This is a genomic window from Marinovum sp. J2-8 (assembly GCF_055808435.1).
Genome location: NZ_JBVVRZ010000004.1, coordinates 57,543 through 81,097 on the forward strand (window position 1 = coordinate 57,543; position 23,555 = coordinate 81,097).

Here is a 23,555-nt window from a genome sequence, read left to right on the forward strand (position 1 = left end):
TATATCATAATCCAGAGTCTGTAAATAATCTTGCGGGACGCAAGACAGATTGATTTCCTGCAAGATTTCACCACGCCGCTCAAGTACCTGAAAATACGTCGTTTTTGCACAAGCCAAGCCCTGAGCCGTCGAAAAAGCACGGCAAATTCGCAAACTGCGTTGACAGTTAAACGGTTTACTGACATTTTCATTTTCAGCTCGACGAGTCGGGCCAGGAGGAAAATCGGTAAGGGGAGAGACCGATGCGGCGATTAGCCAACGGTAACCTGTTCATTGTCAGTGTGGTGGCCTGTGCGGCCTGGATCGCTGCCTGGGCGTGGATCACACGCAGCAACGGGCCGGTGTCGTCCCTGTTCCTGCCATCGCCGGGCGATGTTCTGGACCGGTTCGGGCGCATGTGGGTCAAGCCCTATATCGGCAGTACCCTGCTGGGCCATGTTTTCAGCTCGCTTTCCATCGTCTTGGCCGGCTGGGCGCTTGGCGGGATCGTCGGCGTGCCGCTTGGCATCGCAATGGCCTGGTGGCCGCGTGTCAAATGGCTTGTTTTTCCGATCTTTCAGCTGATCCGCCCGGTGCCGCCGCTGGCCTGGATTCCCCTCACACTTGTCTGGATGGGCATCGGAGAGCCCGCGCGCATATTCGTGGTCTTCATTGCGGCGCTTGTGCCCTGGTTGATGAACAGCATGCAGGCCGTCGGCTCGGTTGATCCGCTGCTTATCGACGCCTGGCCGGACGCTGGGCGCGAATGATCACAAGATCCTGACCCGGATCGTGTGCCGCACCGCCCTGCCCACGCTGATTGCCGGGGCGCGGATCGCGCTTGGCAATGCCTGGACCACACTTGTCGCGGCAGAGCTGCTCGCCGCAACTGCGGGGCTTGGGTATGTCGCGCTGAATGCATCGCGGATGCTCGACACTGATGTGCTTGTGGTGGCGATGCTGCTGATCGGCCTGCTTGGTGTGCTGCTTTCGGTCCTGATGAAACTTGCGACGCGTCTTCTTGCGCCCTGGTCGCTTCCCCAGAAGAAAGGATAAGGCACATGACCGTCAAAACTTCCCCCTCTTCGCTTCTTCCGCAGCCTTTGGTTTATGGCGCGGTGTCGCTTGGAATTCTGGGCCTTGTCTGGGTGTTGGCCACGTCCGTTTTCGGCTGGGTCGGCCCCGAAGTCTTGCCCTCGCCCTTTGATGTCATTGCGCGCTTTGCCAATCTGACAACAGAACCCTTTGCCGGCGCGGCGCTTTCGGGTCACGTTTTCGCCTCGCTGGAGCGGTGGTCCTATGGCGTGTTTCTGGCCATCCTTCTGGGGGTGCCGATCGGCATCTTCTTTGCCTGGGCGCCATGGTTTCGCGCGGTGGTGAATCCGGTCTTTGAAACGCTGCGCTACATCCCGCCCTTTGCCTGGGTTCCGATTGCGATCCTTTGGTTCGGGGCGTCGACCACAACCCAGGCGATGGTGGTGTTCATCGCGGCCTTCCCTGCCTGCGTCATCAATGCACAGCTTGGCGTGCAGCATGTGGACGACATCCTGATCCAGGCCTCGCGGGTCTTTGGCGCCCGCCAGCACCAGACCCTGCGCCGGGTTGTCGTGCCGGTGGCCACGCCCAGCATTTTCACCGGCATTCGGATTGCCATCTCCAACGGCTGGATGGCGCTGGTCGGTGCGGAACTGGTGGTCGGGAAAACCGGTCTGGGGTTCCTGATCGCACAGGGACAACGGGAATGACTCTGTCTCGACCATCTTTGTCGGGATCATCGCCATCGGGGTTCTGGGGGTGTTGATCGACATGGGCGTGCAACGTCTCGAACGCCACCTGATGCCGTGGGACCGCCTATGACCGCCGTTCACCCCGCACCAGACACCAGCCCAAGCATTTCAAGGAAAAGCCCCATGATCGATACCACCGTCACCCCCAAGCTGGAACTGCGCAACATCACCAAATGGTATGGGCCCGAAGGCACCGGGGTGCTGGCGGTCGATGATTGTTCGGTCTCCGTTCAGAAAGGCGAATTTGTCTGCGTCGTCGGGCCGTCGGGCTGTGGCAAATCCACCCTGATGACCGTCGGTGCCGGGCTAGAGGATGCGACGCGGGGCGAAATCCTGATTGATGGCAAACCTGCCGGAAAACCCGGCCCCCGCCGCAGCGTGGTGTTTCAGAAATTCGCCCTGTTCCCATCCGAAACCGTCGCCGAAAACATCAAATTCGGCCTGCAAATGACAAAAGTGCCGCGCGATGAACAAGAGCGTCGTTTGCGCGAACAGCTTGAAATCATGGGACTTACCCAGTTCCGCGACAGCTATCCCAGCCAGCTTTCGGGCGGCATGCAGCAACGTGTTGCCATTGCACGGGCCCTGGCCATGCAGCCAGAGATCCTGTTGATGGATGAACCCTTTGGCGCGCTTGATGCGCAGACCCGGACCATTCTTCAGGAGGAGGTCCAGCGCCTGAGCCACCAGATGCAATATACCGTGCTGTTCATCACCCATTCGGTGGAAGAGGCGGTTTACCTCAGCGACCGGGTGATCGTCATGTCACGCCGCCCGGGCCGCATCAAAAAGGAAATCCGCCTCCCCCGCGATGTGGTGTGGAAGCAGGGCGATATCGAACAGGCCGCCGAACATCCCGATTTCATCGAAGCCCGCCGCGAGATCTGGGGGCTGGTGCGCGAAGAAATCATGGCGGCCTGAACCGGCAATCCGACCGGCACAGACGCCACCAAAACGACCCAACAGGAGGAGAAAACCCATGAAATTCACATCATTCAAAAAGCTGGCCGCAGGTGTGGCTATCGCCGCGCTGACCGCCGGCGGTGCCCTTGCCGAAACCAGCCTGCATCTGAACAGCCAACCCAACGAAGCGGGCTATCCGATGTGGCTGGCCGAACATCTGGGCTATTTCAGCGACAATGGGCTGGACGTTGAAACCACCTATTTCCCCAATGGCGGCGCGGCGCTGGCGTCCGGCGTTTCCGGCGACTGGCAGGCCGGTTGGACAGGCGGGCCGCCGGCGATTTCGGGCTGGGACAAATTCCAGCTGATTTCCTTTGGCACGATGCAAAAGGAAAGCCGCAACATCAAACTGATCATGCGCAAGGACGCGATGGCGGGCATGACCCCGGGCGAGGCGCTGGCCAAGGTGCGCATCGGCACCGTGCCCAATTCCACCTGGAGCCAGGTGCTGTTTGCCTGTGCCGACCATTTCAACGTGGCGCATGGCGATCTTGAAATCGTGCCGCTGGATCCGCCGGTGACACGCCAGTCGCTGCGCAATGGCGAAGTGGGCGCAGGCACCACAGCCGCCAGCGCGGATTTCGACATCGTGATGGACAAAGACACATACGAAGTGATCTGCGACGGCGAAATTGCCGGCACCTCGGTCATCGCGCCCTGGATCATCACCAGCCGGTTCTGGAAGGACGACCCGGACGCCGCAGCAAAATTCGTCGAGGCCGCATACCGCGCCAATGAATACATCCGCGCCAACCCCGACAAGGCCGTCGATCTTTCGCTGCAATATTACCAGGACACCGGCATCGAAGGCACCAAGGAAACCGCCGCCTATGCCTTTAGCCTGCGCGATTTCCAAACCCTCGACGAAGCGATCGCAGACATGAAATCAGGCGCAACAATCGACACTCTGATTGCCGGCGCCGAGGTCCTGGTTGCTGCCGGGGCCTATGACGAAGTGCCCGATCTCAAATCCATGCAGCCCGTCGCACTTGAGGTGCTGATGGCCGCAAAAGCGCTGCGAAAATAAGTCAGAATTCCCACAGAAGGACATCAAACATGAGCATCACAAGCGATACGGTGAACGAAGTTTTCAAGGGCCAAATCGGCCGGACCTACAAGGATTCCACGCCTTGGTGGCCGGAAATCAAAGGTCCAAAGGAAGACAGCCCGAATATCCTCGTGATCTTGTTTGATGATCTGGGGTTCGGCAGTCTTGGGTGTTACGGCGGCGACGCCGAAACGCCCAATATCGACCGCCTTGCCGGGGGCGGTTTACGCTACAACAACTTCCACACCACGGCTCTATGCTCTCCCACCCGGGCCTCCCTTCTTACCGGGCGGGATCATCACGCTGTCGGCATGTCGATCATCGCCAATGCCGACAGCGGTTTCCCCAGCAAACGCGGCGCAATCCGGCATAATGCCGGCACATTGGCCGATATGCTGGCGCCCGAAGGGTACAATTCCTATGCGGTCGGCAAATGGCATCTGGCCCCCGCTGATCAGATGTCGGCGGTTGGCCCCTTTGATCACTGGCCGCTGGGGCGTGGGTTCAACAAATTCTATGGCTTCCTGGAGGCGCTGACCGATCAATTCCGCCCCTCTCTTGTCCGCGACAACCAGCATATCGAACCGCCACGCACCCCCGAAGAAGGCTATACGCTGAACGAGGATCTGGCCGATAACGCCTGCAAATTCCTGACCGATCACGCCTCTCTGGCGCCAAACAAGCCGTTTTTCATGTATTACGCGCTGGGGGCGATGCATTCGCCGCATCAGGCACCGCAGGAATATCTCGACAAATACAAAGGCCGGTTCGACGAAGGCTGGGATGTGGCCCGCGAGCGGCGTCTGGCGCGCCAGATCGAAATGGGCATCGTTCCCAAAGGCACCAATGCCGTGCCCCGCAACGAAGGCGTCGAACCCTGGGACAGCCTGTCCGACGACCAAAAGCGGGTGTATTGCAAGTTTGAGGAGGCTTACGCCGCCTTCCTTGATCACGCAGATGCCGAATTGGGGCGTGTCTTCGATCACCTCGAAAAAATCGGCAAGCTGGACAATACGATCATCTTCCTGATGTCCGACAATGGCGCCAGCCAGGAAGGCCAGATTCACGGCTCCACCAGCACAACCTTCTATGAAAACATGGATGCGGAATCCTTCGACTATAACCTCGAACGGATTGATCAGATCGGCACAATGTATGCCAAGAACAACTATCCCATCGGCTGGGCCCAGGTCGAAAACACCCCCCTGCGCCGGTACAAGCAAAACACCCATGCGGGTGGTGTGCAGGATCCGCTGATCGTGCACTGGCCCAAAGGGCTGAAAGACACCGGCATCCGCAACCAGTTCCACCACGTCATGGACATCGTGCCCACCATTCTTGAGGTGATCGACACCGAGGCCCCGGCCCAGATCAAGGGCATTCCGCAGATGAATATTCATGGCACCAGCATGAAATATTCCTTTGACGACGCCAGCGCCCCAACCCGCAAAAGCGCGCAGATCTTTGAAATGTTCGGCCACCGCGCCATCTGGCATGACGGTTGGAAGGCGGTCGCATATCACAAGCGCTATTCCGATTATGAAGACGACCAATGGGAATTGTACCACGTCGCAGAGGATTTTTCCGAAAGCACCGACCTGGCCCAGAAGGAACCGGAACGCCTGCGCAAGCTGGTGGAACTCTGGTGGGCCGAAGCCGGACGATATGACGTGTTGCCGCTGGATGACCGCGGCTTTGCCGAACGTCGCGCCATGTCACGCCCGCGCGAAGAATCCCCGCGCATTCAGCAGGAATTCGTCTTCTTCCCCGGCATGACCAACATCCCCGGCGGGGCGGCACCCTTTACCTTGGATCGCTCCTTTGAAATCGCCGCGCGGGTGCGGGTGCCCGACGGCGGCGAAGGTGTGATTGCGGCCTGTGGCGGGCTTTGTGGCGGCTATACGCTCTACGTCAAGGATGGTCGCATCATCCATGAGTACAATTATTATCAGAAAATGTTCCGTGTCGAAGGAGCGGTGCCGACCGGTGGTGATTGGATAGATATTCTCTACAAATTCGACAAAACCGGCGTGCGCCAGGGCGAAGGCAGCCTGCATATCAATGGCCAGGAAGTTGGCAAGACAGCCCTGCCCGAGACCTATCGCTATTTCATGGATTGGGAAGGTTTCAGCCTTGGGCGCGATGCCGGCTCGCCGGTCAGCCCGGTCTATGAGGGCAAGCAAGGCTTTGCATTCACAGGTGAAATTGACCGTGTCCGCATCACGCTTGGCAACGATATCGCCGGTCCCAATGATTATGAATCTCAGGACTGACACGTGATCCACTGCGCGGCGCAGCTCTTGCGCCGCGCGCTCCCCACTGGCGCAACCCGCCTCCGCCAAAGCGCCGCCCGCAGCGTCGCGCTCTGGCTTGACCACCCGAATAAACCAGCCTTTCGGCCGGCCAATGATGTCGGTTCGCTGACAGCCCTGACAGGAAAGTTCCAATGGACCAGAAACTTGACGGCAAAACCATCGCCATCACCGGGGCGGCCTCCGGCATCGGGCTTGAATGCGCCCGCGTCTGCCTCGCCTCCGGGGCGCGGGTGGCGCTTGTGGATCGGGCCGAGGACCGGCTGACAGCCGTCTGCGCGGAACTGGGCAAGGGCGCGGTGCCCATTGTCACCGATCTTCTTGATCCCGCCAGCGTCGATCAAATGCTGCCCCGGATTCTGGATCGGATGGGGCATCTGGATGTGTTTCACGCCAATGCCGGCGGCTATGTCGGTGGCGATGTATCCGAGGGCAACCCAGATGAATGGGACCGGGTGCTGAACCTCAACATCAACGCCGCCTTTCGCACCGTCCGCGCCGTTCTTCCGCATATGAAGGCGCGCGGAACGGGCGATATCCTTATGACCAGTTCGATCGCCGGCGTTGTTCCCGTGATGTGGGAGCCGATCTATACCGCATCAAAACATGCGGTTCAGGCGTTCACCCACACCATTCGCCGCCAAATGGCCCCGCATGGCATCCGCGTAGGTGCGGTCCTTCCCGGCCCGGTTGTGACCGCTTTGCTGGATGACTGGCCACAGGCAAAAATGGACGAAGCCCTGGCCAACGGCAGCCTGATGCAGCCTAAAGAGGTCGCCGATTGCGTGCATTTCATGCTGACGCGGCCCCGCAATGTCACGATCCGCGATCTCGTGATCCTGCCCAACAGCGTCGAATTGTGAGGCCGCAATGACAGGAACCCGCAAACAATCCCCTGTCTTTCTTGGTGTTGATGTCGGCACCGGAAGCGCGCGCGCCGGTGTCTTTGCCCCCGATGGGCGGATGCTGGGCACTGGCAAACACGACATTCGGATCTGGCGCGATGGGGTCATGGCCGAACAATCCTCTGACGATATCTGGAACGCGGTTGCCATCGCCGTCAAACAGGCGTTGACCGCCAGCGCCCTGCCCCCCGCGGCCGTGGCGGGCATCGGATTTGATGCCACCTGTTCGCTTGTGGGGTTGTCGCAGGATCACACCCACAAGCCTGAGCCCAACCGGCGATCCCGCCCGCAATATCATCGTCTGGATGGATCAACGCGCCGCCGATCAGGCCGCGCGCATCAATGCCACCGGACATCGGGTGCTTGATTATGTCGGCGGACGTATCTCGCCGGAAATGGAAACGCCCAAGCTGTTGTGGCTCAAGGAAAATCTGCCCGACACCTATGCCAAGGCCGGGCATTTCATGGACCTTACTGATTATCTGACATGGCGCGCCACCGGCGATCTGACCCGGTCAAGCTGCACCCTGACCTGCAAATGGACCTATCTCGCCCATGAAGGCGGCTTTGATGCCAGCTATTTCCAACAGATTGGCCTATCTGATCTGTGTGACGATGGCTTTGCCCGGATCGGGACAAATGTGGTGGCGCCGGGGACGGCGCTTGGGTCTGGATTGACACAGGAGGCGGCCGAAACGCTGGGGCTGATCCCGGGGATACCCGTCGCCGCCGGGTTGATTGATGCCCATGCCGGCGGTGTCGGCACCGTCGGCGCGGGTGGCGCCCCGGCCCAAACGCGCATGGCCTATGTCTTTGGCACCTCGGCCTGCACCATGACATCCGCGTCTGAAAAAACCACGGTGCCCGGTGTCTGGGGGCCGTATTTTTCGGCGATGTTGCCCGATCTTTGGCTGATCGAAGGTGGGCAATCCGCCGCTGGCGAGGCCATCGCCCATCTGGTGCAGATGCACCCGCATTACCCCACGGCCAAGGCCGCCGCCCAGGAACGCGGGCTTTCGGTGATCGACTATCTGCTGGCCGAAGCGACCCGGCGGATTGATGGCCCCCAGGACGCCGCGCAGCTGGCGGGCGATGTAATTGTGGTGCCGGATTTCCTTGGCAATCGTGCGCCGCTGTCTGATCCTTCGGCCCGCGCCATCATTGCCGGGCTTGATCTGCGCCGCGATCTGACCTCGCATATCGCGCTTTATGTCGCGGGGCTCTGCGGGATCGGCTATGGGCTGCGTCAGATCCTGGATGCGCAAACGGCCTGTGGCGTGACCCCCGACACAATTGTCATCAGCGGCGGCGCAGGTGCCAGTGCCATTGTCAAACAGGTGCTGGCCGATGCGGCGGGCATCCCCACCGCCGAACCCACATCCCCCGAACCCGTGCTGCTGGGCAGCGCGATGCTGGGGGCGGTGGCCGCCGGGCATTTTGACACGCTGGCCACGGCCATGGCCGAAATGTCCAGCCTGAACACCCACTTTACCCCGGCAACCGGCGCAACCCAGCAGTGGCACAGCCAGCAATACCGCCGTTTCACCGCGCTTCAGGACGCCGCCCGCATCCCGACCCGCACCCCGAATGGAGGCACGTGATGACCCGCGATATTCTGATCGGTCTGGATGCCGGCACCTCGGTGATCAAGGCCGTGGCCTTTGACCTTGCGGGGCAACAGCTGGCGGTGGCGGGCGTCAAGAACCGATACCACAGCGCGCCAAACGGCGCCGCCACCCAGGACATGGCCCAGACCTGGCAACTGGCCGCGCAGATGCTGTTCCAGCTGTCTGAGATGATCCCCGATCTGGCCAGCCGCGCCCGCGCGATGGGCGTGACGGCGCAGGGGGACGGCACATGGTTGATCGACGCCGATGGCACCCCGGTAGGCGAGGCCATGCTCTGGCTCGATTCCCGGGCCGGGGCCGACGCCCGCAGGATCACCGGATCAGACCAGCACGACAGGATCTATCGCGCCACCGCAACCGGGGTGAACCTGTGCCAGATGCGCGCGCAACTGCCCTGGCTGCGCCGAACCGCGCCTGAAATGCTCGGCAAAGCGGCGCACGCCCTGCATTGCAAGGAATGGCTGTATTATTGCCTGACCGGCGAAACCGTGGCCGACGTCAGCGAAGCTGTGCTGAACTTTGGCGATATCCGCACCCGCGCCTATAGCGACGACGTGATTGCCGCATTGGATCTGCAAGAGCTGCGCCACCTGTTGCCGCCAATCATCGACGGTAGCAAAACCGCGCACCGGCTCAGCCCCGGCGCCGCCGCCGAAACCGGGTTGCCCGCCGGATTGCCGATCTGCCTTGGATATATGGATATCGTGACCTCGGGGATTGCCACTGGACTGTGCGATGCGGCGACGCGACCGGGGCTGTCGATCCTGGGGTCAACCGGGGTTCACACCCGCTATGCCGCCAATGTCGACGAGATTGTGCAAAACCCGGACAAGACAGGATATACCGTCGCGCTGGCCGATGGGGCCTTTGGCCAGGTTCAGACGAATATGGCCGCCGCGATCAACATCGACTGGATCGCCGGGATTGCCGGTGATGTGCTGACATCCGCGGCCACCCGACAGAGCCATCCGATATTCTGCGCAATTTCGATGCGCTGGTGGCCGATGCCCGGCCCGGCGCCGTAACCTTTCACCCCTATATCGCCCCCACCGGCGAGCGTGGGCCGTTTTCGGACCCAGAGGCCCGCGCCAGCTTCACCGGGCTGGACCGCACCGTCGGCTGGCCGGAAATGGTGCGCGGCGTCTACGAAGGTTTGGCCATGGCGGCGCGCGATTGTTACGCGGCAATGGGCGCGATCCCGGCTGAAATTCGCGTCGCGGGGGGCGCTGCGCGCTCGGCCCAGCTTGTTCATATCCTCGCCGCAACGCTCAACCGTCCCGTGCGCGCCGTCGCCCAGGAAGAGGCCGGCGCCGCCGGGGCCGCAATGATCGCGGCGGTGCAATCGGGCGTCTTTGACTCTCTGGAAGCGGCAAACACCACCTGGGTCACACCGCTTTTGCGCGATGCCATCCCGCCAGACCCGGAACTGACCGCGCTTTATGACGGTTTATTCCCGGCCTTTCGGGCGGGGCGAAACACCCTTCAGCCGCTTTGGCACAGCCAGGCAAACACAAGGAAACAAGTCTCATGAAAACGGAAATTGCGATCATTGGCGACAGGTTCATGCTGTCGGAAACCTTTGAAGAGCATATCCTCGCGGCCTGCGGAGACAAGGTTTCCGTGCGCCGTATGGATTATGACTGGCCGGATGCACCACTGGAACAGGGGTATGCCGGTTCGCGCATCGAGGGCATTCAGGAATTCCAGGGCGACCCCGACGAAGTGGTGGCGCATATCGGCAACGCGCCGGTTGCGGTGATCCATCACGCGCCCCTGTCGGCGGCCATGATGGACGCTTTGCCCAATCTCAAACTGGTCGCCGTCAGCCGCGGCGGGCCGGTCAATGTCGATATGGCGGCCGCCCGATCGCATGGGATCACCGTGGTCAACACCCCGGGGCGCAATGCCAGCGCGGTCGCCGAATTTGCCATCGGCGGCATCATCGCAGAGGTGCGCAACCTTGCCCGCGGGCACGAGGCCCTGCGCAAAGGCGACTATCGCACCGATCTTTACCGTGCGGATGTGACCGGGGATGAGCTGTGCGATATGACGGTGGGCGTCATCGGCTATGGGGAAATCGGCAAGCGGGTTGTGTCGCTTCTGCGGGCCTTCGGCTGTCGGATCATGGTGTCGGACCCCTATGTGCAACTGACCGCCGAGGATCTGCGCGCCGGGGTCGAAATGGTGTCCTTTGATCAGCTCCTTGCCGCGTCTGACATTGTGTCCCTGCATCCCCGCGTGACCGCCGAAACCACCGGGATGATGGACGCTGCCGCCTTTGCGGCGATGAAACCGGGCAGCACGCTGATCAATACCGCGCGGGGGCCGTTGGTGGATTACGACGCCTTGATCGCCGCCCTCCAGGACGGTCACCTGCGCGGCGCCATGCTTGAAACCTTTCCGATCGAGCCGGTGCCGCTGGATTCGCCGCTTTTGACCTTACCCAATGTCACGCTGACCCCCCATATCGCGGGCGCGTCCCTGCGCACTGTGCGGGTCGCGGCCAGCAAGGCCGCCGAAGAAGTCCGGCGCTGGCTCAAAAACGAGCCGCCCCTGAACCCGTGCTGAGAGACGATCATGACAGACACTGAAACCACCCTCCGTCAGGCGGTTGTCGCGGCCTGCCGGAAACTGGAACCTCTTGGGCTGACACAGGGTACATCCGGCAATGTGTCGGTGCGCTGTGGCGATTCAATGCTGATTTCGCCCTCTGGCATCCCCTACGAAGACCTGACGCCCGAATTGATCGCCGACATGCCGCTGGATCGGAATGACGGCACATGGTCCGGCCCGTGCAAGCCTTCGACCGAATGGCCCTTTCACCTCGATATCCTGCAATCGCGCCCGGATGTGAATGCCGTGGTCCATGGCCATCCGACCTATTGCACTGCGCTGTCGATCGCCCGGAAACCCATTCCGCGCTGTCACTACATGATTGCGGCTTTTGGCGGGGATGATGTGCGCTGTGCGGGGTATGCGCGCTTTGGCTCCAAAGAGCTGTCAGCGCTGATCCAGGAGGCGATGAAAGACCGCACAGCCTGTCTTATGGCCAATCACGGCGCGCTTGCCGTGGCGGCGGATTTGCCCAAGGCCCTGTGGCGCGCGGTAGAGCTGGAGGCCATCGCGCAGCAATATTACCTGTCGCTGTCCATCGGCGGGCCGGTGTTGCTGAGCGATCAGGATATTGCCGAAGCCCATGATGCCTTTGCGGGCTACGGGCTTCAGGACCAGAAATAGAACCATATTCGGCGCGTCCTGGCGGCGGCGCATCTGTCGCCACCACCCGGCCCCCAGAACCCTTTCAGACAGGATCTTCAGCACATGACAGAAGCACAGGAGGTCGATCTTTTTGTGATCGGCGGCGGTATAAATGGGGCGGGTATCGCGCGGGATGCTGCCGGTCGGGGCCTGCGCGTGGCGCTGTGCGAAAAGGATGATCTGGCCGAAGGCACCTCATCGCGGTCAGGCAAGCTTATCCATGGCGGGTTGCGCTATCTGGAATATTACGAATTTTCGCTGGTCCGCAAGGCGCTGATCGAACGCGAGGTGCTCTTGCGCAATGCGCCACATATCGTCTGGCCGATGCGTTTTGTCCTGCCGCATTCCAAACGGGATCGCCCGGCGTGGCTCGTGCGGTTGGGGCTGTTCCTGTATGACCATCTGGGCGGGCGCGCCAAACTTCCCGGCACGCGGACGCTTGACCTGCACCGCGCATCCGAAGGCCATGCCATCCGCGACGATTTTCGCCGGGGTTTTGAATATTCCGATTGTTGGGTCGATGATGCGCGGCTGGTGGTGCTGAACGCCCTGGATGCGGCGGAACGCGGGGCCACCATTTTAACCCGGTCTCCCTGTGTGTCGGCGCGGCGCGAAGGCGGCAAATGGCACGTGACCACCCGCCATGCCACGACCGGAGAGACACGGGATTTCCGGGCGCATGTGCTGGTCAACGCGGCCGGGCCTTGGGTCACTGACATCATCACCAATGTCGCCGCCGCGTCCAGCCGTCGCAAGGTGCGGCTGGTCAAAGGCAGCCATATCATCACGCCCAAATTCTGGCGCGGGGAACATGCGTTTTTGATCCAGAACCACGACAAGCGGGTGATTTTTGTCAATCCCTACGAAGGCGACAAAGCTCTGATTGGCACCACCGATATTGCCTATGACGGCCCCGCCGATCAGGTTCAGGCCGGTGAGGACGAGATCGCCTATCTGATCGACGCGGTAAATAGTTACTTCAAAGAGCAGCTTTCGCGCGATGATGTTCAGACGGCCTATTCCGGTGTGCGGGCGCTGTTTGACGACGGCCAGGGCAACCCCTCTGCCGTGACGCGGGATTACGTTCTGGATCTCGATGAAACCGATGGCGCGCCGCTGTTGAACATTTTTGGCGGCAAGATCACCACCTTCCGCGAACTCTCGCAAAAGGCGCTACAGCGTCTTGCCCCGACCTTTCCTGCCCTTGGCGGCGATTGGACGGCGCAGGCCCCCCTGCCCGGCGGCGATATGGATTCTGCGGATTTCGACGTCTTCGTCAACCAGATGAAGACCGCCTATCCTTGGCTGCCACGACCAGTGTTGCTGCATTACGCCCGGCTCTATGGCACGCGGATGCGGCATGTGGTGGGTGCGGCGACCTCGGTCTCTGGACTGGGGCGTCATTTCGGTGGGGCGTTATACGCCGCCGAAGCGCAATATCTGCGCCAGCAAGAATGGGCGCAAACCGCGCAGGATGTTCTGTGGCGACGCACCAAGCATTTGCTGCACCTCACACAAGCCGAACAGGCGGAATTCACCCGTTGGTTTGAAGACCACGCTGGCGAGGGGGGGCTGGTGACTGGCGGCCCTCGCCCCGTTGAAAGGCTCAGATCGTCCGGGACCGGCTGACCCTAACCCGGTGTGACGCCAGCATGTGCCGCGCGGGGGGCGGAGGGGCCTTTAATAACCGGCACCTATCCAAAACGATGGGTCTCAAGGCCCGAAACCCCCGGTTTCAGACGGAAAACACCGCCCTCTTGCGGATTTTGCGCCAGCTGCGCCGGCTCCATGGTGAACCGCGCCGATGTGACATAAAGGGTGTCAAGCTGCTCTCTGCCAAACGCGCAACTGGTTGGCCAGGAACAGGGTAAATCGACCACCCGATCAACATGGCCGTCGGGATCAAAACGCAGCAGGCACCCGCCCCCCACGACACGGCAATTCCAGATATATCCCTCGGCATCCATGGCTGATCCGTCGGGCAGCCCACGGTCAAACCCAGAGACGATCGGGCGACGGTTGGACAATTGGCCGCTGTGCGGATCATAGTCATAGCGATAGATTTCATTCGCGCCGGTATCGGCCGTGATCAATCCGCCGCTCTTGGGCCAGACCAAGGTGTTGGTTAGACCGAACAGGTCATTTGACAGCGGTTTGACGCCCCCATCCGGCAAACACCGATAGAGCCGCCCGGTATCTGCGGTCATGTCCATTGGGCTGCCGTCAGGCGCGATATTGTTCTGCATCGTGCCAATCCAGAACGCCCCGTCAGGCCCAACCACACCTTCGTTCAAACGATTGCCCGGCAGATCCGGCTCGATTCTCGCCAGGGTCCGAAAGTGATCGTCAAAATCCCAAAGACAGATTTCGCGGCTCAGCCCGACAATGGCACCGCCGTCTTTGCGCAGCCCGATTGACGTCACGAAATCCGGCGTGGACCAGCGTTGATGCGCCCCGGTTTCCGGCACCAGCGCGTGAATGGTTTTCCCAACAATATCAACCCATAACAGTCGCCTGCGCGGCACGTCCCAGACCGCGCTTTCGCCCACGATATCCTCTGCCGCAAAAACCAGTTCCACCAAGTTCTCTACCATCATTTTCGCCCCCTTTTCACGCAAGTGTTGACACAAGCTTAAAGCAAACCTAGCAATAGAACACAACAAACCTGTCTGACAGGATAGCGGCAAATTGAAAACAGGAGAGCGCAAATGACCGAGGAGACCGGCACCAACAGCAACCGGGTCAGCGAGACGATTGGCGTGATCACCCAACATATTCGCGCCAATGAACTGGGCCCGGGGGATCGTCTGCCAAGCGAAAACAGCCTCTCTCGTGAGTTGAACGTATCGCGCAGCGTCATTCGCGAGGCTTTCCGGTCATTGGCTGCGATGCGGCTGATCAACCTCAGCGTCGGAAAACGCGCCACGGTGGCCCAATTGGATCATGGGGCGATGTCGCTGATGATCGAACACGGCGTATTGACCGAACAGATCAGCGTTCAGCAGGTCTATGACGTGCGCCGGACCATCGAAACCCGCACGGTCACCCTTGCCAGCCTGCGCCGCACCGACGCCGAAGCCCAGCGCATTCGCCAGCACGCCATGGAAATGATGAAACACATCGAAGATGCGGATCAGGTCATGGAAAACGATCTGGCCTTCCACATGGCAATCGCCCAGGCCTCGCGCAATCCGGTGTTTGCCATGATCGTCGGCGCCTTTCAGGGTGTGGCACGCCAAAGCTGGCCAATCGGCTGGCGGTCCCGCAGCAGCTTCGACGCGCGCAAGGAGAACGTGCAAAACCATATCGACATCGCGGACGCCATCGCCACGGGCGACCCGGAAAAATCGGCCCGGCTCATGAAACTCCACTTCGACGACAGCACAAAGGTGCTGCTCGACGCTGGTCTGACCTGAGGTGACGCCATGAAAATCACCAAACTTGAAACCATTCGCGTCGAAGAACGCCCCAACCTGCTCTGGGTCCAGGTCCATACCGATGAGGGACTTGTCGGTCTGGGGGAAACCTTCTTTGGTGCCAAGGCCGTAGAGGCCTATATCCACGAAACCGTCGCGCCAATTGTGATCGGGCGCAATCCGCTGGAAATCGACAGGCTTTCGGCGGATCTGGTGGGTTATCTCGGATTTCGCTCAACCGGTGTGGAAACCCGTGGCAATTCCGCCTTTGACATCGCGCTGTGGGATTTGTTCGGCAAGGCCACCGGCCAGCCGATTGCCCAGCTTCTGGGCGGGTTCACGCGGCAGGATATTCGCACCTACAACACCTGTGCAGGCACCGAATACATCAAGAAAGCCAGCGGGCAGAACACCGACAATTACGCGCTGAAATCCGAAGCGGCAGATGGCTATGATGATCTGAACGCCTTTATGAATTGCGCCGATGAACTGGCCGTGTCGCTGCTGGAAGACGACATCACGGCCATGAAAATATGGCCTTTTGATGTGGCCGCCGAAAAAACCCGTGGTCAGTATATCTCGCCCTCCGACCTGAAATCGGCGCTTGTGCCCTTTGACAAGATCCGCAAGGCCGTGGGCGACAAGATGGACATCATGGTCGAATTCCATCTGATGTGGCAGTTGCTGCCCGCGATCGAAATCGCCCGCGCGCTGGAGCCCTATGGCACATTCTGGCACGAAGACCCGATCAAGATGGACAGCCTGTCCAGCCTGAAACGCTATGGCGCGGCCAGCAAGGCCCCGATTGCGGCGTCAGAAACGCTTGGCAGCCGCTGGGCCTTTCGCGATTTGATCGAAACCGGCGTGGCCGGGATCTTCAACCTCGACATCAGCTGGTGTGGCGGTCTGAGCGAGGCGCGCAAAATCGCCGCCATGGCCGAGACATGGCACCTGCCCATTGCCCCGCATGATTGCACCGGGCCGGTGGTGCTCTGTGCCTCGACCCATCTGTCTTTGAACGCGCCAAACGCATTGGTGCAGGAAAGCGTCCGGGCCTTTTATCGCACCTGGTATCGCGACCTCGTGACCGCGTTGCCGCCGGTCAAAAACGGCCGGATCACCGTGCCCCCCGGTCCGGGGTTGGGGATGGCGCTGAACCCGGATCTGGACCGGGCTTTCACGACATACCGGAAAACATCGGATGTCAGCGACATCTGATTTGAACATGCTCCAGGGAGGAGACCCAAGATGAAGAAACTGATGACCTCTGCCGCGCTGGCGGCACTGTTGATGGGCGGCACGGCCCAGGCCGAAGGAATGAACATCGTGTTCACCCACCATTCATCGGCGTCCAACACGTTCTGGCAGGCCGTCAAAAAGGGCTTTGACGATGCCTGTGGCAAGATCGGGGCCAATTGCCAAATGATCTTTACCCAGACCGAAGGATCCATCGAACAGCAGGCCGCCAATATGGAGGCCGCTTTGGCGCGCAGCCCGGATGCGTTGCTGACCTCGATCGTGGATGACCGCGCCCTTGATGACATCATTCAGCGCGCTGTTGATGCGGGTGTGATCACCATCGCCGTCAATGTGGACGACAGCGAAGGCGCCGCCGGCAACGCCCGTGCCGCATTTGTCGGTCAGGGGTTCCGCCCTGCGGGTTATGCGCTTGGCAAGGCGATGTCGGCCCATTTCCCGGCAGAGGGGCCAATCAAGGTGCTGGTTGGCATTTCCGCCCCGGGCCAGAACTGGTCCGAGGCCCGCGGTGGCGGTGTTCTCGACTTCATGGCCGACTACAAGGCCGCCAACCCGGATCGCGACATCAGCTATGAGCGGATCGATTCAGGCACGGACCTTGCGGTCACGGCCAACCGCGTCGGCGCCTATCTGAACGCCAACCCCGACACCACCGCCTATTTTGACACCGGTTTCTGGCATGCCTCTGTCGCCCGTGTCCTGAAGGATCGCGGCATTGCCCCGGGCGAGGTGCTTTTGGGTGGTTTCGACCTTGTCCCCGAGGCCGTGCAGCAGATGCAGGCGGGCTATATTCAGGCCCAGGTCGACCAGCAACCTTATATGCAGGGCTTCATTCCGGTCATGCAGGCCTATCTGGCGCATACCGTTGATCTGGCCCCGGCGAATGTCGACACCGGCCAGGGCATCGTGACCCCGGCCGATGCCGACACCATCATGGAACTGTCGGTCAAGGGTCTGCGCTAAGCGCATTCTGCACTGCAATGGGTTCGGCCGCGACATCGCGCGCGGTCGGGCCGTCACACGGAAAAAGGACATGCAGCAGATGAAACGCCTGCTCAAAATCTATATGGAAAAGCCTGAACTGGCGGCACTGGTCCTGCTGGTCCTGCTGGTTGTCGTGTTTCAGGTAAAGTCGGACGGGATCTTCCTGAACGCCAACAACCTGCGCGGCATTCTGGGCATCCTGCCCGAAATCGGATTGATGGTCATCGGCGTTACGATCCTGATGATCTGCGGCGAGTTCGATCTGTCCGTCGGGTCGGTCTTTGCCCTGATGCCCATGACCATGGCCGTTCTGATGGCCGATGGCGCGCCCTTCATCCTCGCGTTTATTGCGGGCATGGCCGCGTCTGCCGCCATTGGTTTCGTCAACGGTTTCCTGACGATCAAATACAATATCCCAAGCTTTATCACGACGTTGGGCATGTTGTTCATCGCCCGCTCGCTGACCATTGTGATTTCGGGTGGTTTCCCGCCCTTGTTGCCCAATGATCTGCCGAACTGGCTGTTCACCGTCTTTGTCGGCCCCGGCGAATTGTTCCGCATGTCCTTTGTCTGGTTCGTCCTTGTTGCGGTGCTGGCCTCGCTGATGATGAGCCGGACGAATTTCGGCAACTGGATCCGTGCCACCGGGGGCTTTCTGCCCGCCGCCCAGGCGATGGGCATCCCGACCGCGCGTGTCAAAATCGCCTGTTTCATGCTGTGTTCCATGCTTGCCGGATTTGCCGGCATGATCCAGGTGCTGCGCCTTGGCTCGCCCCTGCCGTCCATCGGCGAAGGCTGGGAGCTTCAGGCCGTTGCCGCGGCTGTCATCGGCGGCACCGCGTTGTCCGGTGGGATTGGCGCCGTTCTGGGGGGCGTGATCGGCGCAATCCTGATCCGGGTGATCGACAATGGGCTAGTCCTGTCGCAGGTCGATGCCAATTGGTTCAAATTCGCCATCGGCTTCCTGACCATCTTTGCGGTTGTCGTGAACACCTGGCTCGGCAAACGCGCCAAGGCCATCAAGGTGGAGACCTGAGCCATGACCCAACCAATTATCTCGGTGCGCAACCTGCACAAATGGTACTCGGGCGTGCATGCGCTGAAAGGGGTCTCTCTGGATTTCTCACCAAACGAAGCCGTCGGGCTGATCGGTGACAATGGTGCGGGAAAATCGACCCTGATCAACATTCTGTCCGGCGCGCAACAGGCCAGCGAGGGCGAGATCTTTCTCGACAATCAAAAGGTCAGCATCCGCAATCCGCGTGACGCCATGGATCTTGGGATCGAGACGATTTACCAATATAATTCCATGGTGCCAACGATGAGCATCGCCCGCAACATGTTCATCGGACGCGAGCCGTTGAAGTTTTCGATGCTTGGCCTTGGGGCGATGGACCACAGGAAAATGGCCGAGGAAAGCGTCGCGGCGATTGCCGGCGCCGGGCTGCATCTGCGTTCGCCCGATGCATTGGTGGGCGAACTTTCCGGCGGTCAACGCCAGGGTGTGGCCATCGCCCGGGCGATGCATTTCAAATCCAAGGTCATGATCCTGGACGAACCGACCAACCATCTGGCGGTCAAGGAAACCAACAAGGTGATCGACTTTGTTCAAAGTCTCAAAGACCTGAACATCACCGGCATTTTCATCAGCCACAACATTCATCACGTCTTTGAATGTTGCGACAGGATCGTCGCCATGGCCCGCGGTGAGGTGGTGTTGGATAAGCGCACAACAGACACCAACATGGACGAAGTTCTCGACGTGTTGTGAGGAGGAAAAACATGGCAAATCTGACAGGAAAATCGGTTCTTTTGACCGGCGGTCTGGGCACGTTGGGGGGCGCTCAGGCCAGCAAACTGGCCGCCGAAGGCGCCCGCGTCGTGGTGCTGGACCGTCCCGACAGCGCCGATGCAGATGCCCGCGCGGCGGCCCTGGGCCGGGATGTCAGCTTCTTTGGCTGCGACCTGAACGACCTTGCAGGCACCGAAAAGACCGTTGGCGCATTGATCGCAAAATCCGGCGGTTTTGACATCCTGATCAACAACGCGGCCCTGATCATCAACAAACCACATGAGGACTTCACCCTCACCGAATATGAAGACCAGATCCGGGTCAATTCCTCGGCAGCCTTTGTGCTGACCCGCCTTTGCGCGGGCACAATGAAGGCAAAGGGCTATGGCAAGGTGGTGAATTTCACCTCTGTCACCCTGACCGGCCAATGGGACGGCTATGTGCCCTATATCACGTCAAAGGGGGCAATGCTGGGGCTGACAAAATCCATGGCGCGCGAACTGGGTCCGCATGGGATCAACGTCAATGCCGTGTCGCCGGGTGCCATTGTGTCCGACGCCGAAGAACGCATTTTTGGCGACCGATTGCAGGAATACAATGATTGGGTGCTGGAACGCCAATGCCTGAAAACCCGCATCCTGCCCGAACATGTGGCCGATCTGGTGCATTTTCTGGTGTCTTCCGCCGCTGACAGGATCACCGGCCAGAACTACAATATCGACGGCGGATGGTAGATTTGACAATTCTCGGCGCAGGGCTGGCCAAGCTGGCCCTCGCCCCGTCGATTGGCGGTGGGATTGCCCGGCTGGACGTGGACAGCCGCCCGGTGTTGCGCCCCTGGGCCGGTGATGCGGACACTCCGTTTTCGCTGGCCAGCAATATTCTCGTCCCCTTTTCCAACCGCATATCCGGTGGTGGTTTCGATTGGGATGGCATCCGCCACAACCTTGCCCCGAACCTGACCGGAGAGGCCTGTCCGATCCATGGCGACGGGTTTCAAAGACCGTGGGTGGCCGAAAAATCCGGCAATTCCGCCCGCCTGACGCTTGAACACGGGTCTTTTGGCCCGTGGCACTACCATGCGGTTCAGGATTTTGTCCTGACCGCCAGGGCGATGATCGTCACGCTCAGCGTCACCAATACCGGCCCCGATCCGCTGCCCTTTGGCTGTGGGTTTCACCCCTGGTTTCCGCGCAGCGCCAAAACCCGCCTTGGCTTCAACGCCGAAACGGTCTGGCTAGAGGATGCCGCTTACCTCCCGACCAAGCAGCTGAGCCTGTCGACCGCCCCCAATTGGGATTTCTCGCGGCCCCGCGCCTTGCCCGACACATGGATCAACAATGGCTATACCGGTTGGCATGGCCCCGCGCATATCCAACAGGGCCACGACGCCATGTCCTGCACCCTGACCGCGACGAACACCCTGAGCACCGCGCTGGTGTTCTCACCTGCGGTTGGCGCGGAATTCTTCTGTTTTGAACCCGTTTCGCATCCGGTCGACGCCTTTCACCTGCCCGGCCATCCCGGCCTGCAAACCCTTCACAGCGGCGACACCATGCGGGCCGCCATGACCCTTGACTGGGGTGTCACATGATCATGGCCGACCATGGCCGGGTGGTCACACCGCGCCGGACAGGCTGAGACCGCCCAGCCGCCCCCGCACCGCCCTGCTGACGCTTTCGACAATCGCCTGCGGGAACTGGTTTGGCAGCGCATCCGCCGCAATGTCGAGCGCCGCAGTGGCACGGGCCTCGACCTCTTCGATCAGCGCCTTGGCGCGCCCAGCCGCAAGGCCCGCACGCATCGCGGTTTGCATGAAATGGCGACCATGGATCTGGTCAAACCGATAATGTCGGCTGGTCCCGACCGACATCGCCATCTTCATCTGTTTGCGCTCGATTTGGCGGGCGTCAAACGCCCCCTGCGCAGTGACGATGTCATAGAGCGGGGTCATGCGGTAACTGCCGCCGGGGCCAAGAAACATACTGAAATTCTTGGCATGGGCATCTGTCGCCCCCATCAGCCAGAACACGATCTGCGCCCTGAGAAAGATGTCCTGATCCTCGATCGGGGTGTCACTGCCCCGGAGCAGCCCCAGCACATCCCCCATCCCCGGCCCGCCTTCGTTTTGATATTTCAGGGTCGGCGGGACTGACAGCGCCTGACAGCAATCCTCCTGTGGCAGACGCAACAGGCGGCCATCCTGCGTCCAGCGGCGATCAAAGCGTTCGATGACCAAAGCGTCGGTTTCTCCGAAGGTTTCCATCACCGCCTTGTTCACCGGCAGGCCGAAAGCTTCGGTGAGTTTCAGGCAATAGAATTCGTTCTCGACACTGTTCGACAGGTCGATCCCCCCGGCAGCTTGCCGATCTGCGTCTTGAACAGATGTGTCGTGGGTGTTGCGCCATGCGGCTTGATCCACTGGCCCTGATGCCACAGCAGCGCGGTTTTTTCCTGCGCCCCCGCAATCGAGATCCGGAACGCGTCATCACGGGTCAGACCAAGCGGCGCCTGACTCAACCCGGTCAGCAGCCTCTCGATGGCGGCGGCATCGACCGCCTCTCCCCCGATCTGGCCGGTTGCATCCGGGGCATCCTCTTCGCCAGTGACGAACTGAAGCGCGCCGACACAATCATGGCCGATCTTGGTCAGCAGGCTATAGGCATCTGTCCCGCGCGCACCGACCTTTTCGGCCACAAGACGACGAAGGTGATCCGAATCCGGCAGCAGGTTTTCGAAAACGGCGATAACCGGTTCACCCCGATATGGCGTCTCGCGCAGCGGCAACGACAAGGACACCGGCATCGCATGTTGCCAGCCCAGCCAATCCGCCGCATAGGAAAACCCGATCGCACCGCTGGCCGCCCGGCTCAGGGTTCCGACGCGGCGGTTGTTCATATAGACCCGCAAGGGCGCAAAGGCCGGACGCCGCCCCATCAGAATATCTCTTCGATGTCGCTGGCATCCCCTTTGGACCGCGCGCCGATCCGAAATTCCAGATCAAGCGCGGACAGGACGGCCAGGAGAGAGTCCAGTTTTGCGGGCTTTTCGCCGCTCTCCATGCTAGAGATCGTCGCCTGCCGCAGCCCCGCACGTTCGGCAAGCTGCTTCTGGGTCCAGCCCTGCGCCTTGCGGGCGCGCTGGATGAGAGTGCCGATTTGTCTTGCGGTGCGGGCCAGATCGCTCATGCCGCAAAGATACGCTAAAGCGAATAAAATGTCTATATGCGCTGTGGCGTATAACGCCACTTTATACGCCACAGCGTGTACAGAAGTCGCAGGATGGGACCAGGCTTTGGGCGGCTATCGCCCATGGCACAACGCGCTCAGCAGGCGCGCAAACATACGCGTCGCGACCGAAGGCACCTCTTCGGCCCGGCTCATGATGCCGACCGCGCCCCGGGTGGCAGTCAGATCAAGGTTCAGCGGCACCAGACGCCCCTGCGCGATGTCATCCGCAACCACCCCCTTGCTGATGATCCAGACCGTATCGGGATCCGCCAGCGCAATGCCGCGCCCGAATGCCGGTGACGTCGTCTCTATCCGGTCGGAAAAAAGCGGCACCCCCCGCGCGATCAACAACCGTGCGACCAATGGGCGGATCGCAGAATCCGCAGGCGGATAAAGCACGCGAAACCCGTCCAGCCCGCCGATATCGCAAAGATCCTGCGCCCGGCTGTCGGGGCGGGCCACCACCACCACCTCTTCCGAATAGAGCTGCTGAAAGCTGAGACCGACCATCGTGTCGGGTTTGCCAAGACGCCCGACAACCAGATCAAGCCCGCCACTGCGCAAGCGCGCGGTCAGGTCATGATGCGGCCCCTCGTGCACTTCGATCAAGGTATCGGGGCTTTTCGCACAAAAGGCACGGACCGCATCCGGCAACAGGGACGACGCCACACTGGGCAACGCGCCAAGCTTCAACTGACCTGCGGCGCTGCTGGCGGCCTGAATGCTGCGCAACCCGTGCCGCAGCGCAGCGGTACTCTGCTCCGCGAATTGCAGAAAAACCTCGCCTTGCGGGGTCAGGGCCACACCGGATCGGCTGCGCTCCATCACCACCACGCCCAGAATATCCTCCAGCTCCTTCAGCGTTTTCGAAATCGCCGGCTGCGTCAGGTTCAACTGCTCTGCGGCGATCTTGAAACTGCGGGCGCGGGCGATGGCACTGAACGCATCCAGATGGCGGAACTTGATACGTCGATCCATATTCATTCCAATTTTGGC

Annotated in this window: 24 protein-coding genes and 1 pseudogene; 20 read left to right on the forward strand and 5 right to left on the reverse strand. The window is 60.8% G+C overall.

Annotation, left to right across the window (positions count from 1 at the left end):
• Window positions 1-242 precede the first annotated feature (242 nt).
• The 13 genes and pseudogenes from AC0L4F_RS13190 to AC0L4F_RS13250 all read left to right on the forward strand — a co-directional run bounded on the left by AC0L4F_RS13190 (window position 243) and on the right by AC0L4F_RS13250 (window position 13,509).
• Window positions 243-749 carry an ABC transporter permease gene (locus tag AC0L4F_RS13190; RefSeq protein ID WP_244688991.1) on the forward strand — a complete coding sequence of 169 codons (507 nt, stop codon included), beginning with the start codon at window positions 243-245 and terminating at the stop codon, window positions 747-749.
• A 22-nt stretch (window positions 750-771) separates the two neighbouring features.
• A complete protein-coding gene (locus tag AC0L4F_RS13195) occupies window positions 772-1,035 on the forward strand; it encodes an ABC transporter permease subunit (RefSeq protein ID WP_244688992.1) in 264 nt (87 codons plus the stop codon).
• Window positions 1,036-1,040: 5 nt separating this feature from the next.
• Window positions 1,041-1,724, forward strand: a complete 684-nt coding sequence (locus AC0L4F_RS13200; protein WP_244688993.1) for an ABC transporter permease — start codon at window positions 1,041-1,043, stop codon at window positions 1,722-1,724.
• A gap of 165 nt (window positions 1,725-1,889) precedes the next feature.
• A complete protein-coding gene (locus AC0L4F_RS13205) occupies window positions 1,890-2,687 on the forward strand; it encodes an ABC transporter ATP-binding protein (RefSeq protein WP_244688994.1) in 798 nt (265 codons plus the stop codon).
• Window positions 2,688-2,745: 58 nt separating this feature from the next.
• Window positions 2,746-3,756, forward strand: a complete 1,011-nt coding sequence (locus AC0L4F_RS13210; protein ID WP_244688995.1) for an ABC transporter substrate-binding protein — start codon at window positions 2,746-2,748, stop codon at window positions 3,754-3,756.
• A gap of 29 nt (window positions 3,757-3,785) precedes the next feature.
• Window positions 3,786-6,050 carry an arylsulfatase gene (locus tag AC0L4F_RS13215; RefSeq protein WP_244688996.1) on the forward strand — a complete coding sequence of 755 codons (2,265 nt, stop codon included), beginning with the start codon at window positions 3,786-3,788 and terminating at the stop codon, window positions 6,048-6,050.
• A gap of 173 nt (window positions 6,051-6,223) precedes the next feature.
• The gene (locus AC0L4F_RS13220) at window positions 6,224-6,952 is read left to right on the forward strand and encodes an SDR family oxidoreductase (RefSeq protein WP_244688997.1); all 729 of its coding nucleotides are present in this window, start codon (window positions 6,224-6,226) and stop codon (window positions 6,950-6,952) included.
• Between the two features lie 7 nt (window positions 6,953-6,959).
• Window positions 6,960-8,595 (forward strand): annotated as a pseudogene (locus AC0L4F_RS13225) (FGGY-family carbohydrate kinase).
• Entirely contained in the window at window positions 8,595-9,647 is a 1,053-nt protein-coding gene (locus AC0L4F_RS13230; protein ID WP_244688998.1) for an FGGY family carbohydrate kinase, read from the forward strand. Before AC0L4F_RS13225 ends, AC0L4F_RS13230 begins: the two are co-directional and overlap by 1 nt.
• Window positions 9,620-10,153, forward strand: a complete 534-nt coding sequence (locus AC0L4F_RS13235) for an FGGY-family carbohydrate kinase (protein WP_244688999.1) — start codon at window positions 9,620-9,622, stop codon at window positions 10,151-10,153. The genes AC0L4F_RS13230 and AC0L4F_RS13235 overlap by 28 nt, the downstream gene beginning before the upstream one ends.
• Window positions 10,150-11,190 carry a 2-hydroxyacid dehydrogenase gene (locus AC0L4F_RS13240; protein ID WP_244689000.1) on the forward strand — a complete coding sequence of 347 codons (1,041 nt, stop codon included), beginning with the start codon at window positions 10,150-10,152 and terminating at the stop codon, window positions 11,188-11,190. Before AC0L4F_RS13235 ends, AC0L4F_RS13240 begins: the two co-directional genes overlap by 4 nt.
• Window positions 11,191-11,199: 9 nt before the next feature.
• Window positions 11,200-11,859: a class II aldolase/adducin family protein gene (locus AC0L4F_RS13245; protein WP_244689001.1), complete on the forward strand. Its 660-nt coding sequence runs from the start codon at window positions 11,200-11,202 to the stop codon at window positions 11,857-11,859.
• Between the two features lie 84 nt (window positions 11,860-11,943).
• Window positions 11,944-13,509 (forward strand): glycerol-3-phosphate dehydrogenase, encoded by a 1,566-nt coding sequence (locus tag AC0L4F_RS13250; RefSeq protein WP_244689002.1) that lies wholly within the window; start codon window positions 11,944-11,946, stop codon window positions 13,507-13,509.
• A gap of 65 nt (window positions 13,510-13,574) precedes the next feature.
• Here the strand turns inward: AC0L4F_RS13250 and AC0L4F_RS13255 are convergent, their stop codons facing one another.
• Complete coding sequence (locus tag AC0L4F_RS13255) at window positions 13,575-14,477, reverse strand: SMP-30/gluconolactonase/LRE family protein (protein ID WP_244689003.1); 903 nt, start codon at window positions 14,475-14,477, stop codon at window positions 13,575-13,577.
• 111 nt (window positions 14,478-14,588) lie between these two features.
• Here AC0L4F_RS13255 and AC0L4F_RS13260 point away from each other — a divergent pair, with 111 nt between their 5' ends.
• The 7 genes from AC0L4F_RS13260 (at window position 14,589) to AC0L4F_RS13290 (ending at window position 20,923) form a co-directional block, all read left to right on the forward strand.
• Window positions 14,589-15,296 (forward strand): FadR/GntR family transcriptional regulator, encoded by a 708-nt coding sequence (locus tag AC0L4F_RS13260; protein ID WP_244689004.1) that lies wholly within the window; start codon window positions 14,589-14,591, stop codon window positions 15,294-15,296.
• Window positions 15,297-15,305: 9 nt separating this feature from the next.
• Window positions 15,306-16,514, forward strand: a complete 1,209-nt coding sequence (locus AC0L4F_RS13265) for a mandelate racemase/muconate lactonizing enzyme family protein (RefSeq protein WP_244689005.1) — start codon at window positions 15,306-15,308, stop codon at window positions 16,512-16,514.
• Between the two features lie 30 nt (window positions 16,515-16,544).
• Window positions 16,545-17,516 (forward strand): sugar ABC transporter substrate-binding protein, encoded by a 972-nt coding sequence (locus AC0L4F_RS13270; RefSeq protein ID WP_244689006.1) that lies wholly within the window; start codon window positions 16,545-16,547, stop codon window positions 17,514-17,516.
• A 79-nt stretch (window positions 17,517-17,595) separates the two neighbouring features.
• Complete coding sequence (locus AC0L4F_RS13275; RefSeq protein WP_244689007.1) at window positions 17,596-18,573, forward strand: ABC transporter permease; 978 nt, start codon at window positions 17,596-17,598, stop codon at window positions 18,571-18,573.
• 3 nt (window positions 18,574-18,576) lie between these two features.
• On the forward strand, window positions 18,577-19,308 hold the full coding sequence (locus AC0L4F_RS13280) for an ATP-binding cassette domain-containing protein (RefSeq protein ID WP_244689008.1): 732 nt from the start codon (window positions 18,577-18,579) through the stop codon (window positions 19,306-19,308).
• 11 nt (window positions 19,309-19,319) lie between these two features.
• Window positions 19,320-20,063 (forward strand): SDR family oxidoreductase, encoded by a 744-nt coding sequence (locus AC0L4F_RS13285; RefSeq protein ID WP_244689009.1) that lies wholly within the window; start codon window positions 19,320-19,322, stop codon window positions 20,061-20,063.
• A 2-nt stretch (window positions 20,064-20,065) separates the two neighbouring features.
• Window positions 20,066-20,923 (forward strand): aldose 1-epimerase, encoded by an 858-nt coding sequence (locus AC0L4F_RS13290; RefSeq protein ID WP_244689010.1) that lies wholly within the window; start codon window positions 20,066-20,068, stop codon window positions 20,921-20,923.
• A 24-nt stretch (window positions 20,924-20,947) separates the two neighbouring features.
• On the opposite strand, the gene AC0L4F_RS13295 is transcribed toward AC0L4F_RS13290, so the two are convergent.
• The 4 genes from AC0L4F_RS13295 to pcaQ form a co-directional block, all read right to left on the reverse strand.
• Entirely contained in the window at window positions 20,948-21,751 is an 804-nt protein-coding gene (locus AC0L4F_RS13295; RefSeq protein ID WP_244689011.1) for a HipA domain-containing protein, read from the reverse strand.
• The gene (locus tag AC0L4F_RS13300) at window positions 21,637-22,266 is read right to left on the reverse strand and encodes a HipA N-terminal domain-containing protein (RefSeq protein WP_244689012.1); all 630 of its coding nucleotides are present in this window, start codon (window positions 22,264-22,266) and stop codon (window positions 21,637-21,639) included. Before AC0L4F_RS13300 ends, AC0L4F_RS13295 begins: the two co-directional genes overlap by 115 nt.
• Window positions 22,266-22,517: a helix-turn-helix domain-containing protein gene (locus AC0L4F_RS13305; RefSeq protein WP_244689013.1), complete on the reverse strand. Its 252-nt coding sequence runs from the start codon at window positions 22,515-22,517 to the stop codon at window positions 22,266-22,268. Before AC0L4F_RS13305 ends, AC0L4F_RS13300 begins: the two co-directional genes overlap by 1 nt.
• A gap of 114 nt (window positions 22,518-22,631) precedes the next feature.
• Window positions 22,632-23,537 carry a pca operon transcription factor PcaQ gene (gene pcaQ, locus AC0L4F_RS13310; RefSeq protein ID WP_244689014.1) on the reverse strand — a complete coding sequence of 302 codons (906 nt, stop codon included), beginning with the start codon at window positions 23,535-23,537 and terminating at the stop codon, window positions 22,632-22,634.
• Window positions 23,538-23,555 lie beyond the last annotated feature (18 nt).

What these genes read in the sequence shown, in the direction of transcription:
- AC0L4F_RS13215 (WP_244688996.1), top strand. Translation starts at nt 3,786, where the DNA reads ATGAGCATCACAAGCGATACGGTGAACGAAGTTTTCAAGGGCCAAATC.
- AC0L4F_RS13260 (WP_244689004.1), top strand. Translation starts at nt 14,589, where the DNA reads ATGACCGAGGAGACCGGCACCAACAGCAACCGGGTCAGCGAGACGATT.
- AC0L4F_RS13200 (WP_244688993.1), top strand. Translation starts at nt 1,041, where the DNA reads ATGACCGTCAAAACTTCCCCCTCTTCGCTTCTTCCGCAGCCTTTGGTT.
- AC0L4F_RS13285 (WP_244689009.1), top strand. Translation starts at nt 19,320, where the DNA reads ATGGCAAATCTGACAGGAAAATCGGTTCTTTTGACCGGCGGTCTGGGC.
- AC0L4F_RS13240 (WP_244689000.1), top strand. Translation starts at nt 10,150, where the DNA reads ATGAAAACGGAAATTGCGATCATTGGCGACAGGTTCATGCTGTCGGAA.
- AC0L4F_RS13275 (WP_244689007.1), top strand. Translation starts at nt 17,596, where the DNA reads ATGAAACGCCTGCTCAAAATCTATATGGAAAAGCCTGAACTGGCGGCA.
- AC0L4F_RS13230 (WP_244688998.1), top strand. Translation starts at nt 8,595, where the DNA reads ATGACCCGCGATATTCTGATCGGTCTGGATGCCGGCACCTCGGTGATC.
- AC0L4F_RS13220 (WP_244688997.1), top strand. Translation starts at nt 6,224, where the DNA reads ATGGACCAGAAACTTGACGGCAAAACCATCGCCATCACCGGGGCGGCC.
- AC0L4F_RS13205 (WP_244688994.1), top strand. Translation starts at nt 1,890, where the DNA reads ATGATCGATACCACCGTCACCCCCAAGCTGGAACTGCGCAACATCACC.
- AC0L4F_RS13305 (WP_244689013.1), bottom strand. Translation starts at nt 22,517, where the DNA reads ATGAGCGATCTGGCCCGCACCGCAAGACAAATCGGCACTCTCATCCAG.
- AC0L4F_RS13270 (WP_244689006.1), top strand. Translation starts at nt 16,545, where the DNA reads ATGAAGAAACTGATGACCTCTGCCGCGCTGGCGGCACTGTTGATGGGC.
- pcaQ (WP_244689014.1), bottom strand. Translation starts at nt 23,537, where the DNA reads ATGGATCGACGTATCAAGTTCCGCCATCTGGATGCGTTCAGTGCCATC.
- AC0L4F_RS13265 (WP_244689005.1), top strand. Translation starts at nt 15,306, where the DNA reads ATGAAAATCACCAAACTTGAAACCATTCGCGTCGAAGAACGCCCCAAC.
- AC0L4F_RS13280 (WP_244689008.1), top strand. Translation starts at nt 18,577, where the DNA reads ATGACCCAACCAATTATCTCGGTGCGCAACCTGCACAAATGGTACTCG.
- AC0L4F_RS13245 (WP_244689001.1), top strand. Translation starts at nt 11,200, where the DNA reads ATGACAGACACTGAAACCACCCTCCGTCAGGCGGTTGTCGCGGCCTGC.
- AC0L4F_RS13255 (WP_244689003.1), bottom strand. Translation starts at nt 14,477, where the DNA reads ATGATGGTAGAGAACTTGGTGGAACTGGTTTTTGCGGCAGAGGATATC.
- AC0L4F_RS13250 (WP_244689002.1), top strand. Translation starts at nt 11,944, where the DNA reads ATGACAGAAGCACAGGAGGTCGATCTTTTTGTGATCGGCGGCGGTATA.
- AC0L4F_RS13190 (WP_244688991.1), top strand. Translation starts at nt 243, where the DNA reads ATGCGGCGATTAGCCAACGGTAACCTGTTCATTGTCAGTGTGGTGGCC.
- AC0L4F_RS13300 (WP_244689012.1), bottom strand. Translation starts at nt 22,266, where the DNA reads ATGGGGCGGCGTCCGGCCTTTGCGCCCTTGCGGGTCTATATGAACAAC.
- AC0L4F_RS13210 (WP_244688995.1), top strand. Translation starts at nt 2,746, where the DNA reads ATGAAATTCACATCATTCAAAAAGCTGGCCGCAGGTGTGGCTATCGCC.